We start from the raw sequence: 13,848 nt of genomic DNA, 5'->3' as shown, positions 1-13,848 counted from the left end.
CTATTATTTTTCGAGAGATTTTTACGCCAGCAGGGAAGTTCTTGCTGTGGAATTAGAATAATCTTGTAAATAATTAAGTTTGTAAAAAGGTGATAAGGCTTATTTTTTTCATCACAGCCATTCAGCCAACTCTATTGTGATGTATTCAGGACCCTCAATGTATACCAGCTTTCTGCTCAAATACTCTATAACCTGACCACGAATATGAACTCCATTTTTCTTCAAGTAGTCCACAGAAAAATCGATATCATCAACCCTCAAGCAAAGATGGTTATAGCCAGGTCTTGCCAGATTTAATAAATTGGAATCAGAAAATATCTTTGGTGCGCGGAAGTGTAACAACTGAATTTCAAATCTAGGCTCAGCATTCTTCAAAACCATTGTTAAATGGTCTGCCTGAACATTGGGGACCTCCAGGTATTTAGAGATTTTCTCTCCTGAAATAACATCAGTAATCTCCAGTTCAAAATCTAATAATTCAAAGAATTTTTGGCTTTTTTCCAAATTGGTGACAGCGATGGTTACGTGATCAGGATTCTTTATCATCGATTAATCCTCCAATCTCCTCGAGGTAATTTTTCAAATCTTTATCCGGTAACAGAGATCTTTGGAAGGGTTCATCTAGCGGATCAAAAGCGTAAATAATATCTTTAAAAGGCAGCAACTCTTGCCTGGCTTTTTCCCATCTATCCAGATAATCCTCCTGCTTATTTTTTCCATAATCCTTAAAAAAAATAGGGGTCAATGCCACCCAGATTTTCAACCCATGCTTCCTGGCAATTGCCATTAGGTCTTTATCGAAGTACCAAATATCAACGAAAATAGAGAATCTTGCGACTTCAGGGATATCATCTTCATCCCAACCGGAGTGATAAAACCCAAATTCTTTTAGGTGGCTTGGCACCCTATTTTTCTCAGGGGTGATTCCTGTGACAAAAATATTACCGGGAATATAAAAAGGCTTGGTGTTACTGAGATATTCGGCGGGAGTGGGGACATCATAAAATTGAGAGTGGCTATTTACACCCAAGAACAACAAAAAAAATGTCAGGAAAATCGAAACTTTTCGAAATGAGGCCTGATACAACTTACTGAGAACCATAAATCAGCGCCACTTTAAATTTAAAACATAAACTTAGCTTAGGCAGCCAATAACTAGTATAGAGAATGTGACAGAAATATATTATGATTTTGTACGCAAGGCACTTATTTACACAGGTTTACGAAATGAGCTCAAATAAAGACAGAATATATAATTTAATTATCTACTAACACCAACCACCTTTGGAAAGGTATCACGAATACAACAAACTAATATAGAGAAATGTGAAAGCAAGAGTGACATGATTAAATGTACACAGAGGTCGTACTTTCACCCAGAAGCATGGACAGTTGACATAAAATTTTTTCTAAAATAAAGATAACTTTTAAATAAAACCAAAATCTCATAAAAAATTAATAAAACTATTTATTAACCTGAAACAACTAGATTTTTGGCATACAACACTGGAGCGAAATTTTGTGAGGAAATCGATTAAATCACTAATAAAGACATTAGTATGTCTGTATAAATAGATTCTCTCTCTACGAAAATCTGTCAGCAGCGTTTCAATTCAACAATATATACCCGGCCTCCTTGAAAACTAAGCTAGGAGACTCATAAGCGCCAGAAAAAATATTGCTGGCGCAAGAACAATTAAAAACTATTGTGTTACAGTTAAATACTGCTTTGTTTGCATATCAAAAACAGCGATACTTCTATTAGGCATAGCCAGATATACTTTATTCTCTTTAGTATCAATCACAGGTGAAATCAGCATATCCTCATTATTCTTCTCCTGAAGATTCAGCAACAAAGTTCTATCTCCAGTTTCCAGATCTACAGCCAGAAGCTCAATATCAATTGGGAATTCATCTCCTTCAGTATGGTTATAATCCTCAATAATTATTTGATTATTTAACTCATCAAACACCATAAAGCCAAGTTCATTCATACTTGGTCCACTGCCAATATCCTTACCTGATACTGTGGTTATTTCCTGACTATTCAGGTCAATTTTGTTGATAGTTCCATGAACATCCGAAATGTAGACGTGCGAAGAATTCGAGTTCAAGGATATATATTGTGGATGCCACATATCCATATACGTAAAATCTGTTATAACACTTCGATTTCCTGTCTCTATATCAACAGCAATCAATGAAAATCCAGATATAGTTAATATTCGATTTTGTGTCGAATCTACAGCTAGAGCTCTCGACCCCATAAGGTTTTCACCAACTCCTATTTCCACTCCTGAAATTATGGTTCGATTCCCGTTATTAGGGTCTATTTTGACGATACTATTGGATACAGATTCCGTTGCGTAAATATTTCCATTTCTATCGTCTACAGCCAGATTATTAAAATAGCCTTTAATGATACCTTCGCCATAGTTTGGTCCTGATAGAATGGATCTGTGCCCAGTTTGTAGATCTACAGAAATAACTTGCTGAATCTTATCGAAATCAGAAAATAAATCAGAGTTACCATAACTATCATTCAGAACGATAATACGATTATTATCTTGGTCAAAGATAGGTGCTTCACTTGCAGAAATTAAGGGCCCATCCCCTCTAATTTTTCTGGATAAGCGACTCCTCTCTCCACTTTCCTTATTGATTGAGAAAGTATGCCCAGTCAGGCAGGAATTAATTAGAATAAAAGGCCCTACATCCAAAAAGCCATTTCTAGCTGAGTCGAAATTGAGATTTTCTTCACCGGCATCCAGTTCAGAAGAAATTACCTCTCGATCACCTGTTGTTAAATCAATTTCAAACAATCTACTATGGTGGTCGCCCACGTAGGCTTTGTGATTCTCTAAATCGACAGATAGACCTTTTATACTGTAAAAAGACTCTCCTGCACCTATATTTTTCCCTGAAATTTCACGTGCCGCCCATGTAAATGGATTTAATTCCAGTAATGCCTTCTCTTCGAGTACAAAAAATCTGCCACCTTTAATTTCAAGTCCCTGGTTTAGGTAGCCTACGGAACTTCCATCTACATACTGAAACTCTGATATTTTTTCTCTCTCACCTGTGGCAGGATCAACTTTTATTAAGGAGCTCGGCCAATAATTTTGAACATAAATATCTCCACTACTATCATCAATTGAAATCTGGGGCCTCTTGCCAAAAGATAGTGATTCATCATCAGTTTCTGAAATGCTATTTACTACATTAAAATCCCTATCGACCAACAACAACCTGTCGTTTTCAATAACTAAAAAATTTCCTGTAGTCGCATCGTATTTCGCACCGACAACATCAGTAAGACTTGAGGAGATAAATCTCTCTTGCATCTTTTCCAGACTAATTTCCCTAACAGGGTTAAACGTATAGGCTACATTTCTATCATCATCATATGCCAAAGGGCTGCAAAACCTATAACTGTCAAAATTGTCATAGGCGTTTACAGTTAAAAAAGCAGCTTCCAGGGTTCTATTTCCATTAACATCAGTGACCTCTACATTGATGCCCGTGGTTTCACCTGCAGTCAACGGTATTTCTACTTGCCAAGTTTTAAAGCCATCATCGGAATCTGCTTCTATCCCGTTTACCAGCACATTTTCCACCCCAACATTGTCTGTCGCACTCCCGCGGACGATCAATGTTTCCCGATCACTCCACAATCCGTTGGCAGATGGAAACAGGATACTGGCGCTTGGGTTTTCGTTATCTGTTTTCTGCTCACGATTATCATCACCTCCGCCGGATGAGCCGCCACCACATCCGGCCAGTAGGTAAATTAATGTTGATATTGTGAAGAGTTTTTTAAAGGTGGGCTTCAATGTAGATACCTCGTACAACTTAGGTCTACCCCTATGGGCACATAGAGTAGGGAGTGACTTTCAAAAACAGGGGGAAGGTAAAGTGAGAACCAAGAATACAAAAAAGCAGCCGAAGCTGCTTTTTTATCGCCTTGAAGTTGGCGCTTTACACAAATGCAAGCGCTACTTACTTACCGGCCGCCTTGCGGATTGCCTGCAGAGTGCGCAGACGCGCCTCGGCTTCGGCCAGCTGGGCTGAGATACGCGCATAATCAACTTCAGAAGGCGCTTTGTGCAGGGCGTGTTCCGCTTCTTCGCGGGCCTTCTGCGCGGCTTCCTCGTCAATTTCACGCTCGGCTACATCCGCGAGGATGGTAACCATGTTCGGCTGTACTTCGGCGTAGCCACCGCTGACGAACAGTACTTCCTCTTCACCACCGGGCTTGATGATGCGTACCGGACCGGGCTTCAGGGCGGTAAGCAGTTGCGCATGGCCGTAGGAGAGACCCAGCTCACCTTCGATACCACTCACAATCACCATCTGCACCAGTCCGGAGAAGAGAGACTGCTCGGCGCTGACAATGTCACAATGTACTGTCATGGCCATAGTATATGCCTCTCTGGCTTAGCCTTTGGTCTTGTTGGCTTTTTCCACGGCTTCGTCGATGGTTCCCACCATGTAGAAGGCCTGTTCAGGCATGTGGTCATACTCACCGTTCAGGATGCCCTGGAAGCCACGGATGGTTTCTTTCAGGGAAACATATTTACCTGGTGCACCAGTGAAGATTTCCGCAACGTGGAAAGGCTGAGACAGAAAACGCTCGATCTTACGGGCGCGGGCTACGATCTGCTTGTCTTCTTCAGACAGTTCGTCCATACCCAGGATCGCGATGATGTCCTTCAGCTCTTTGTAGCGCTGCAATACAGACTGTACGCCACGAGCCACTTCGTAGTGCTCCTGACCGATTACCTGCGGGTCCAGCTGACGAGAGGTGGAATCCAGCGGGTCAACAGCCGGGTAGATACCTTTGGCGGCGATATCACGGCTCAGTACTACAGTGGAGTCCAAGTGCGCGAAGGTGGTCGCCGGAGACGGGTCAGTCAAGTCATCCGCCGGTACGTATACCGCCTGGATAGAGGTGATAGAGCCAGTCTTGGTGGAGGTAATACGCTCCTGCAGAACGCCCATCTCTTCCGCCAGGGTCGGCTGGTAACCTACCGCAGAAGGCATACGGCCCAGCAGTGCGGATACTTCGGTACCGGCCAGGGTGTAACGGTAGATGTTGTCGACGAACAACAGTACGTCTTTGCCTTCATCACGGAATTTTTCCGCCATGGTCAGGCCGGTCAGGGCTACGCGCAGACGGTTGCCGGGCGGCTCATTCATCTGGCCGTAAACCATCGCCACTTTGGAGTTGGCTTTGTTTTCCAGGTCAACAACGCCGGATTCAGCCATCTCGTAGTAGAAGTCGTTACCTTCACGAGTACGCTCACCAACACCTGCAAACACAGACAGACCGGAGTGCTCGGTAGCGATGTTGTTGATCAGTTCCATCATGTTTACGGTTTTACCTACACCGGCACCACCGAACAGACCAACCTTACCACCCTTGGCGAACGGGCAAACCAGGTCGATTACCTTGATGCCGGTTTCCAGCAGTTCGGTAGAGCTGGACTGCTCTTCGTAGGTCGGTGCAGCGCGGTGGATAGAGGAGCGCTCTTTCTCACCGATAGGGCCACACTCGTCAATCGGGTTGCCGAGCACGTCCATGATGCGACCGAGGGTTTCCAGGCCTACCGGTACAGAAACCGGAGCACCGGTATTGCGCACGGGCAGACCGCGGCTGATACCTTCGGATGAACCCATGGCAATAGCGCGTACCACGCCGTCACCCAACTGCTGCTGCACTTCCATGGTGAGGTTCTTGTCCTCAACCACCAGTGCGTCGTATACATTCGGAACAGAATCGCGTGGGAATTCCACGTCGATGACCGCTCCGATCACTTGCACAATTTGCCCGTTACTCATTTCCGGATCCTCAGCTTTAAATTCTTTCTAGGCTGACCATTACTGCTAGGGGCAGCGGATTAAACCGCCGCCGCACCGCCGACAATTTCGGACAGTTCCTGGGTAATGGCCGCCTGGCGCGCCTTGTTGTAGACAAGCTGCAACTGATCGATCAGCTCACCGGCGTTATCGGTGGCGCTCTTCATCGCGATCATACGCGCTGCCTGCTCACAGGCTTTGTTTTCAACTACTGCCTGGTATACCTGAGACTCGATATAGCGAGCCAGCAATCCATCCAGCAATTCAACCGGATCCGGCTCGTAGAGGTAGTCCCACTCGTGCATGAGTTTTTCATCTTCGTCTTTCGGCAGCGGCAGCAATTGCTCGACCCGCGGCTTCTGTGACATGGTGTTGATAAACTCGTTGGATACCAGGAACAGGCGATCGATATCGCCTTCTGCGTAACGGTCCAGCATTACCTTTACTGAGCCAATCAGCTTGTTGGCCTGGGGCGCATCGCCCAGGTCGCGAACTGCTGCGACAACCTTGCTGCCGATGGCGTTAAAGAAACTGGCCGCCTTGTTACCTACCGCGCAGACTTCTACGTCAACGCCTTTTTCGGACCACGCCTGCATCTCGCGAATAGCCGCCTTGAACATGTTGATGTTCAGGCCACCACAGAGTCCGCGGTCAGTGGATACCAGGATAAAACCGACCCGCTTGGCCTCGCGCTCCTGCAGGTAAATATGCTGGTACTCGGCCGAAGCGTTGGCGACGTGGCCGATCACTGCGCGTATGCGCTGGGCGTAGGGACGCCCCAGTGCCATGCGATCCTGAGCTCTACGCATCTTACTGGCTGCAACCATTTCCATTGCGGCAGTAATCTTCTGCGTGCTCTTGATGCTGGCAATTTTTGTGCGTACTTCTTTTCCGCCTGCCATAGTGATTTACCTTGTTCGCTGGAAGTTAGATTCCGAAAGAGCGGACACGCCGCTCTTTCGCGCTCTCCAGGGAGTTCTTACCAGCTGCTAGTAGCGACGAACTTCTCGATAGCGGCTTTGAAAGCTGCGTCGATTTCGTCGTTGTAGTTACCAGTCGCGTTCACTTTCTCCATCAGCTCTGCGTGTTCGCTGTTCATGTAAGCGAGCAGGGCGGCTTCGAAATCGAGAACCTTGGCAACTTCTACTTCTTTCAGGTAACCCTTGTCTGCGGCGTAAACGGAAACAGCCATGTCCGCGATAGACAGCGGAGAGTACTGTTTCTGCTTCATCAGCTCGGTTACACGCTCACCGTGATCCAGCTGGGCCTTGGTAGCTTCGTCCAGATCAGAGGCAAACTGGGAGAATGCCGCCAATTCGCGGTACTGAGCCAGAGCGGTACGGATACCACCGGACAATTTCTTGATCACCTTGGTCTGCGCTGCACCACCTACACGGGATACGGAGATACCCGGGTTGATCGCAGGGCGGATACCGGAGTTGAACAGATCGGTCTCGAGGAAGATCTGGCCGTCGGTAATGGAAATCACGTTGGTCGGTACGAACGCGGATACGTCACCGGCCTGGGTTTCGATGATCGGCAGGGCGGTCAGAGAGCCGGTCTTGCCTTTCACTTCACCATTGGTGAACTTCTCTACGTAGTCGGCATTTACACGCGCAGCGCGCTCCAGCAGACGGGAGTGCAAGTAGAAAACGTCACCGGGGTAGGCTTCACGTCCAGGCGGACGCTTCAGCAGCAGGGAGATCTGACGGTAGGCCCAAGCCTGCTTGGTCAGGTCATCGTATACGATCAGGGCATCTTCACCGCGGTCGCGGAAGTACTCACCCATGGTACAGCCGACGTAAGGAGCCAGGAACTGCATCGCTGCCGGATCGGCGGCGCCAGCGGCCACTACGATGGTGTGGTCCATAGCGCCGTGCTCTTCGAGCTTGCGCACTACGTTGGCAATAGAGGACTGCTTCTGGCCCACGGCAACGTAGATACACTTAACGCCGGTGCCTTTCTGGTTGATGATGGCGTCGATCGCCACAGCAGTCTTACCGATCTGGCGGTCACCGATGATCAGCTCACGCTGGCCACGGCCAATCGGGATCATGGTATCAACCGCTTTCAAGCCGGTTTGTACAGGCTGATCAACGGACTGGCGGGCAATAACGCCAGGCGCTACTTTTTCTACCGCGTCGGTCAGCTTGTTGTTCAGTGGACCCTTGCCGTCGATCGGGTTACCCAGCGCGTCTACAACGCGGCCGAGCAGTTCCGGACCAACCGGGGTTTCCAGGATACGGCCGGTACAACGACACTTCTGACCTTCGGCCAGAGATTTGTAGTCGCCCAGGATTACAGCACCAACGGAGTCGCGCTCCAGGTTCAGCGCCATACCGTAAACGCCGCCTTCGAACTCGATCATTTCACCGTACATCACGTCGGCCAGGCCGTGGATGCGGATGATGCCGTCGGATACGGAAACAATGGTGCCCTCATTTTGGGCTTCAGTGCTCACATCGAGATTTTCGATGCGGCTCTTGATGATTTCACTGATCTCAGAGGGATTCAGTTGCTGCATGCTCTGTTCCTCAAGTCCCCCGCCGGCTGACGCCGACGGGGAGAGTAATTTAGGAGTTCATCGCCTCGGCGAGCTTGGCCAGACGGCCGCGTACGGAACCGTCGATGACTGTATCACCGGCGCGGATGATCGCGCCGCCCAGCAGGCTCTCGTCCACCGAGCTGTGCAGATGTATTTCGCGTTCAAACTTCGCCCTGAGCTTTTGGCCCAGTGCTTGCGCCTGTGCATCGCTCAGGGCGTGCGCGGAAACAACTTCCACCTCGAGGGTGGCTTCCGCCTGCGCTTTCAGCTCTTCGAACAGCTCGGAAATTTCCGGCAGCAGCTGCAGGCGGTGGTTTTCCGCCAGCAACCGGATGAAATTTTTTCCGTGCTCGCCGAGCTCGTCTGAACAGATCGACAGGAATTTATCTGCGCGCTCTTCACTGGTGAGCTGTGGGTTATCCAGCAGCTCACGCACTTTTTCGTTCTGGCTGACCGCCGCCGCAGTTTCCAGCGCAGCGCTCCAACCACCTAAGTGGGAGGCTTGCTGCGCATAGGCAAATGCAGCTTTAGCGTAGGGCCGGGCCAGTGTGCTGAGTTCCGCCATGGGGTTCCTCGCTTACAGCTCGGCTGCCAGTTTGTCGATCAGGTCGTCGTGCGCCTTAGCGTCGATATTGACCGCGAGAATCTTCTCCGCACCCAGGACAGACAGGTCTGCCACACGGCTGCGCAGTTGCTCTTTAGCGCGATTCACTTCCTGGTCGATCTCAGCTTTAGCCGCAGCTTTCAGGCGATCGCCCTCGGCATGCGCAGCCTGCTTTGCTTCATCGATAATCTGATTAGCGCGCTTGTTGGCGCCATCGATAATCTCGCTCGCCTGATCTTTGGCTTCTTTCAGCTGCTCGGCAGCTTTGCGCTTGGCCAGTTCCAGATCTTTCTGCGCGTGCTCGGCGTCAGCGAGACCATCTGCGATCTTCTGCTCACGCTCTTTCATCACGCCCAAAAGCGGCGGCCAAACAAACTTCCAGCAAAACCAGACGAAAAACAGGAAAGTAATCGACTGGCCGATTAGAGTCAGGTTGATATTCACACCGACACCTCTTGCTCTTTAAATAGGGTTAAGGGCAATTGGAACGGCGTAATTAAACCAGACCAGGAGCTACGGCGAAGATCAGGTACATAGCGATACCAACACCGATCATTGGAACCGCGTCAAGCAGACCAGCCATCAGGAACATTTTGCCCTGCAGAGCCGGAGCCTGTTCAGGCTGACGAGCGGAACCTTCCAGCAGCTTGCCACCCAGAGTACCGAAACCGATAGCGGTGCCCAGGGCGCCCAGACCGATCAGCAGTGCACTTGCGATGTAAACCAGACCTAATGCTTCCATTGTGTTCTCCAAATCAAAGTTAAAGAGTTGTTGTAAAGGTCGAAAAAAGGGTTAAAAACTTATTGATCGTGCTCGTGCTCATCGTCGCGATGGTGTGCCATCGCCATGTACACGGTGCTCAATACCATAAATACGAACGCCTGCAGCACGATTACCAGTACGTGGAAGATCGCCCAGCCCATGTGCAGGAGACCCGCACCAATAAAGCCGAGAACGCCAACGCCAAAGACAATCGCGATCAGGATAAAGATCATTTCACCGGCGTAGAGGTTTCCGAACAGACGCAGGCCCAGGGAGATCGGCTTGGCGATCAGGGATACTGCCTCCAGCAGGAAGTTCACCGGGATCAGCAGGATGTCAAAGAACAGCTTGCCGGTATGGAAAGGGTGCAGAGTCAGCTCTTTCAGGAAACCGATGGCCCCTTTTTCGCGAATACTGAAGAAAATCATCAGCGCAAACACCGCCAGGGCCATACCCAGAGTGGCGTTCGGGTCGGTAGTCGGAACCACTTTAAAGAAGAGGTGATCGTTACCGGAAATCTTGGCGGCAGCCATCGGTAGCCAGTCCACCGGCACCAGGTCCATCAGGTTCATCAGGAACACCCACACAAAAATGGTCAACGCCATCGGGGCAACCATGGTGTTGCGGTGGGGGAAGGTTTCCTTAACCAGCTTGTCGATAAACTCGGTGACCAGCTCCACAAAACTCTGGAAACCGGTGGGCTTGTCCACACTGGCCTTTTTGGCAGCGCGGGCAAACAGGAAACAGAAAATCAGACCGAGGCCGATAGACCAACCCAGGGTATCCACATGTAGGGCCCAAAAGCCCATATCCGCGGCTTCCTGAGAGGAATGCGCCATAGTCCAGGTGGACTCACTAAGCACAGAACCATCGGCGCGGGTGTACCCGGCCGGCAGCTTGCCGTAAGTCATATTTTGCAGGTGGTGTTGGATATACCCCGTCGCAGTTAGAGCTTCGCCCGCCATAGTTCCTCAACAATCGTAAAAGTAAGAATTCTTTTTTTCTTATCCACCGGCTAGCGGACCATGCGCGCCACCATAATCCACTGCACGATCACACAGAGGACGTAGCTGATAAAAAGCGCTGCCGCATTCAGCGGCTTGACGGTGGCAAAAACTGCCGCAAAACCCGCCATGGTCAATATAAATTTGCCGGTTTCCGCGCGGTAGAAATTGCCTACCACGCGATGGGCCGCGCGCGCACCGCTATCGCGAAAGGCGCGCCTGCCGAAATATGCTCCGGGCAGTGCACATAGGGCACCGCCGATAAATACGGAAAGCGCCGTCACCGGTTTGCCACTCAAGTGCAGTACCGCACTGGCCACCGATATCAGCAGAAGCTGTACCGCGGCAATTCGTAATACCGGGGGTTTTCTCATAGACGGGATAAGCCGACTTCTGTGCGCTGTCCGCCCAAAATTTGGGCGTGCGAATTATGCTGCAACAGCATCGCCGATTCAACCGGCAAATGTCGCCAACTTATTTGATTTTCGGGAGGTTTTGCGCGGAATTACTCGGCGCAGTGAGTAATTGCCAACAGTTATTGCGCGCGCCACTAGGACGCGCATTTCGCCACGGCTTTAATCCTCGGCGTAACCGAGGTGGGCAAGGATTCCGTCCAGCTCTTCCAGAGTGGTAAATTTCAGCACCAGGCGACCATTGCCCTTTTCGTTGTGATCGATAGAGACCGGCACTCCGACCTTTTCCGCCAGGCGCTCGGTAAGGCGGCGGATATTGGGGTCGGGCTTGGGCTTTTCCTGCTTCGGCGTGGCCGGCTGTTGCAGGCGACGCACCAGCGCTTCCGTCTGGCGCACGGTGAGGCTGCGCTCGACAACCTGACGTGCGGCGGAACGCTGGGTGGCACCGGAGAGACCGAGCAAGGCCTTGGCGTGGCCCAGCTCCAGGTCACCGCGCTCAAGGAAAGTGCGCACCTCTTCACTGAGGCTCAATAAGCGCAGTAAGTTGGTCACGGCAGTTCGGGATTTACCCACCGCATCGGCCACTTCCTGCTGAGTCAGCTTGAATTCATCCTGCAGTCGCTTAAGGGCCACAGCCTCTTCGACCGGATTCAGATCTTCACGCTGGATATTCTCGATCAATGCCATGGCGATGGCCGCTTCATCGGTAACGCTGCGCACCAGCGCCGGCACTTTCTCCAATCCCGCCAGCTGGGCGGCACGCCAACGCCGCTCACCGGCAATAATCTCGTAGCTTTGCTCGCCGATACCACGTACGACGATCGGCTGCATAATACCCTGGGCGCGAATCGAGTCCGCCAGTTCCTGCAGGGACTCCTGTGGAAAATCCCGGCGCGGCTGGTAGCGACCGCGCTGCAAAAACTCGATCGGCAATTCTTTCAACTCACCGTCGACCACGGCGGTTTCAGCTTCACCGGTAGCCTCGGCGATCGCGGTGCTGTTTTTACTGCTGATCAGGTGGGATAAACCCCGGCCCAGTCCTTTGCGTTTGGCGGCCATAGTTATTACCCCTTATACCGCTTCCGCCATAGGGCGGTTTTTCTTTTTAGTAGATTGATTGGCGGGATGGCGGCGATTGATTTCACAAGCCAATGCCAGGTAGGCGATAGCGCCCTTGGAGTGGCGATCGTAATCCAACGCTGGTTTGCCAAAACTGGGCGCTTCCGCCAAGCGCACATTGCGCGGAATACAAGTTCGATACAGGCTATCGCCAAAATACTCCTGCAACTGCGCCGATACTTCGCTGGTAAGACTGTTGCGCGGATCGTACATGGTACGCAAGATGCCTTCGATTTTCAGGTCCGGATTAGCGGTCTGCTGGATCTGGGTGATCGTATCCACCAAGGCTGACAGTCCCTCCAGGGCATAATATTCGCACTGCATGGGAATCAACACGCCGTGAGCCGCACAGAGGGCGTTTACCGTCAGCATATTTAGCGACGGCGGGCAGTCGATAATCACGTAATCGTAACGATTGCTCACCGTTGCCAGAGCGCGGCTCAGACGAGATTCGCGCCCCTCCAGATTCAGCAACTCCACCTCTGCCGCAGACAGGTCACCGTTGCCAGGGATCAAATCAAAACCGCTCTCTGTGGATACAATGGCCTGCTCAACGGGTAATTCAGCGGCCAGCACATCGTAACCGGACACCTCCAGGTCACTTTTATCCACACCACTGCCCATGGTGGCATTGCCCTGGGGGTCCAGGTCGATCAGCAATACGCGCCGCTTGTTGGCAACCAAAGATGCGGCCAGGTTGACGCAGGTAGTGGTCTTACCAACCCCGCCTTTCTGGTTGGCCACAGCAAATATCTTGCTCAAGATTCTTGTCCTTTGTTGTTTCCGGGTGCGTTTGCCCCGACGCCGGCTCGGCTTCGGGCGGCGGCTATTGTGTCCCACGAAAGGGGAGCAGGATTGGGCGGGCGACAGGCCCACCAAACTATCATCTTATTCTGTGCGACAGAGCTGAATCATATGTCGCTCACCGTCGCAGCCGGGCACCGACAAACGGTGCACCTGCTCGACCTTAATGCCTTTTGGCAGAGCGCTCAACTCATCCTCAGGCAGCTTGCCCTTCATGGCATAAAAACGCCCCTTAGGTGCCAACATGTGCTCACTGCCATTGACCATATCCTCGATGGAAGCGAAGGCGCGGGACACCACACCGGCAAAAGGCTGTTCTGGCACAAAGGCTTCTACCCGCTCATTGACTACCGTGATATTGGGCAGGGGCAGGGTGCTGGCCACTTGGAACAGGAAGCGGGTCTTCTTGCCATTGCTGTCGAGCAGGGTGATGGCGCGCTCCGGATGCACAATTGCCAGAGGAATCCCTGGCAGGCCGCCACCGCTACCCACATCGATCAAAGAGCCTTCGCCACAGAGATTTACCACACTGAGGCTGTCGATAATATGGCGCTCCAGCATCTGCTCCGGGTCGCGTATGGCGGACAGGTTGTAGGCACTGTTCCAGCGGGCAAAAAGCGCTAAGTATTCCAGTAGCTGATCCTGCTGTCGGTCACTGAGTGCCACCGACATCTGTGCCGCAGCCTCTAACAGGCGCGGACGAAACTGTTCCATTGAGTGAGAAATGGGTCTATCCC

The 13,848-nt window shown here is 50.9% G+C and carries 15 protein-coding genes; all 15 read right to left on the bottom strand.

The genetic code is table 11. The annotated features are described in order from the left end of the window. Window positions 1–111: 111 nt before the first annotated feature. The 15 genes from ACJJH9_RS20115 to rsmG all read right to left on the bottom strand — a co-directional run bounded on the left by ACJJH9_RS20115 (window position 112) and on the right by rsmG (window position 13,825). The gene (locus ACJJH9_RS20115) at window positions 112–546 is read right to left on the bottom strand and encodes a VOC family protein (RefSeq protein WP_444923809.1); all 435 of its coding nucleotides are present in this window, start codon (window positions 544–546) and stop codon (window positions 112–114) included. Further along, window positions 530–1,102 (bottom strand): hypothetical protein, encoded by a 573-nt coding sequence (locus ACJJH9_RS20110; protein ID WP_444923808.1) that lies wholly within the window; start codon window positions 1,100–1,102, stop codon window positions 530–532. The genes ACJJH9_RS20115 and ACJJH9_RS20110 overlap by 17 nt, the downstream gene beginning before the upstream one ends. Window positions 1,103–1,703: 601 nt before the next feature. Beyond that, window positions 1,704–3,833, bottom strand: a complete 2,130-nt coding sequence (locus ACJJH9_RS20105) for an NHL repeat-containing protein (RefSeq protein WP_444923807.1) — start codon at window positions 3,831–3,833, stop codon at window positions 1,704–1,706. Window positions 3,834–3,999: 166 nt separating this feature from the next. Continuing rightward, complete coding sequence (locus tag ACJJH9_RS20100; RefSeq protein ID WP_020413901.1) at window positions 4,000–4,419, bottom strand: F0F1 ATP synthase subunit epsilon; 420 nt, start codon at window positions 4,417–4,419, stop codon at window positions 4,000–4,002. Window positions 4,420–4,437: 18 nt separating this feature from the next. After that, the gene (gene atpD / locus ACJJH9_RS20095; protein WP_252083948.1) at window positions 4,438–5,841 is read right to left on the bottom strand and encodes a F0F1 ATP synthase subunit beta; all 1,404 of its coding nucleotides are present in this window, start codon (window positions 5,839–5,841) and stop codon (window positions 4,438–4,440) included. Window positions 5,842–5,900: 59 nt separating this feature from the next. Then, window positions 5,901–6,761, bottom strand: a complete 861-nt coding sequence (atpG, locus tag ACJJH9_RS20090) for a F0F1 ATP synthase subunit gamma (protein WP_252083949.1) — start codon at window positions 6,759–6,761, stop codon at window positions 5,901–5,903. Between the two features lie 77 nt (window positions 6,762–6,838). Further along, a complete protein-coding gene (atpA, locus tag ACJJH9_RS20085) occupies window positions 6,839–8,383 on the bottom strand; it encodes a F0F1 ATP synthase subunit alpha (RefSeq protein ID WP_152455988.1) in 1,545 nt (514 codons plus the stop codon). 49 nt (window positions 8,384–8,432) lie between these two features. Further along, window positions 8,433–8,969 carry a F0F1 ATP synthase subunit delta gene (locus tag ACJJH9_RS20080; protein WP_252083950.1) on the bottom strand — a complete coding sequence of 179 codons (537 nt, stop codon included), beginning with the start codon at window positions 8,967–8,969 and terminating at the stop codon, window positions 8,433–8,435. Between the two features lie 12 nt (window positions 8,970–8,981). After that, window positions 8,982–9,452 carry a F0F1 ATP synthase subunit B gene (locus ACJJH9_RS20075; RefSeq protein WP_252083951.1) on the bottom strand — a complete coding sequence of 157 codons (471 nt, stop codon included), beginning with the start codon at window positions 9,450–9,452 and terminating at the stop codon, window positions 8,982–8,984. A 52-nt stretch (window positions 9,453–9,504) separates the two neighbouring features. Continuing rightward, on the bottom strand, window positions 9,505–9,750 hold the full coding sequence (gene atpE / locus ACJJH9_RS20070; protein ID WP_020413895.1) for a F0F1 ATP synthase subunit C: 246 nt from the start codon (window positions 9,748–9,750) through the stop codon (window positions 9,505–9,507). Window positions 9,751–9,809: 59 nt separating this feature from the next. After that, on the bottom strand, window positions 9,810–10,736 hold the full coding sequence (gene atpB, locus ACJJH9_RS20065) for a F0F1 ATP synthase subunit A (protein ID WP_252083952.1): 927 nt from the start codon (window positions 10,734–10,736) through the stop codon (window positions 9,810–9,812). Between the two features lie 50 nt (window positions 10,737–10,786). Beyond that, entirely contained in the window at window positions 10,787–11,149 is a 363-nt protein-coding gene (locus ACJJH9_RS20060; RefSeq protein ID WP_252083953.1) for an ATP synthase subunit I, read from the bottom strand. 201 nt (window positions 11,150–11,350) lie between these two features. Continuing rightward, a complete protein-coding gene (locus tag ACJJH9_RS20055; protein WP_444923806.1) occupies window positions 11,351–12,247 on the bottom strand; it encodes a ParB/RepB/Spo0J family partition protein in 897 nt (298 codons plus the stop codon). Window positions 12,248–12,259: 12 nt separating this feature from the next. Next, on the bottom strand, window positions 12,260–13,069 hold the full coding sequence (locus ACJJH9_RS20050; RefSeq protein WP_444887615.1) for a ParA family protein: 810 nt from the start codon (window positions 13,067–13,069) through the stop codon (window positions 12,260–12,262). 126 nt (window positions 13,070–13,195) lie between these two features. Then, entirely contained in the window at window positions 13,196–13,825 is a 630-nt protein-coding gene (gene rsmG / locus ACJJH9_RS20045) for a 16S rRNA (guanine(527)-N(7))-methyltransferase RsmG (protein ID WP_444923805.1), read from the bottom strand. Window positions 13,826–13,848: the final 23 nt, after the last annotated feature.

The organism is Microbulbifer mixtoriginis (SeqCode) (genome assembly GCF_052466715.1).
The sequence above is the reverse complement of the archived record's forward strand: the minus strand, read 5'-3'. Positions and strand labels throughout refer to the sequence as shown.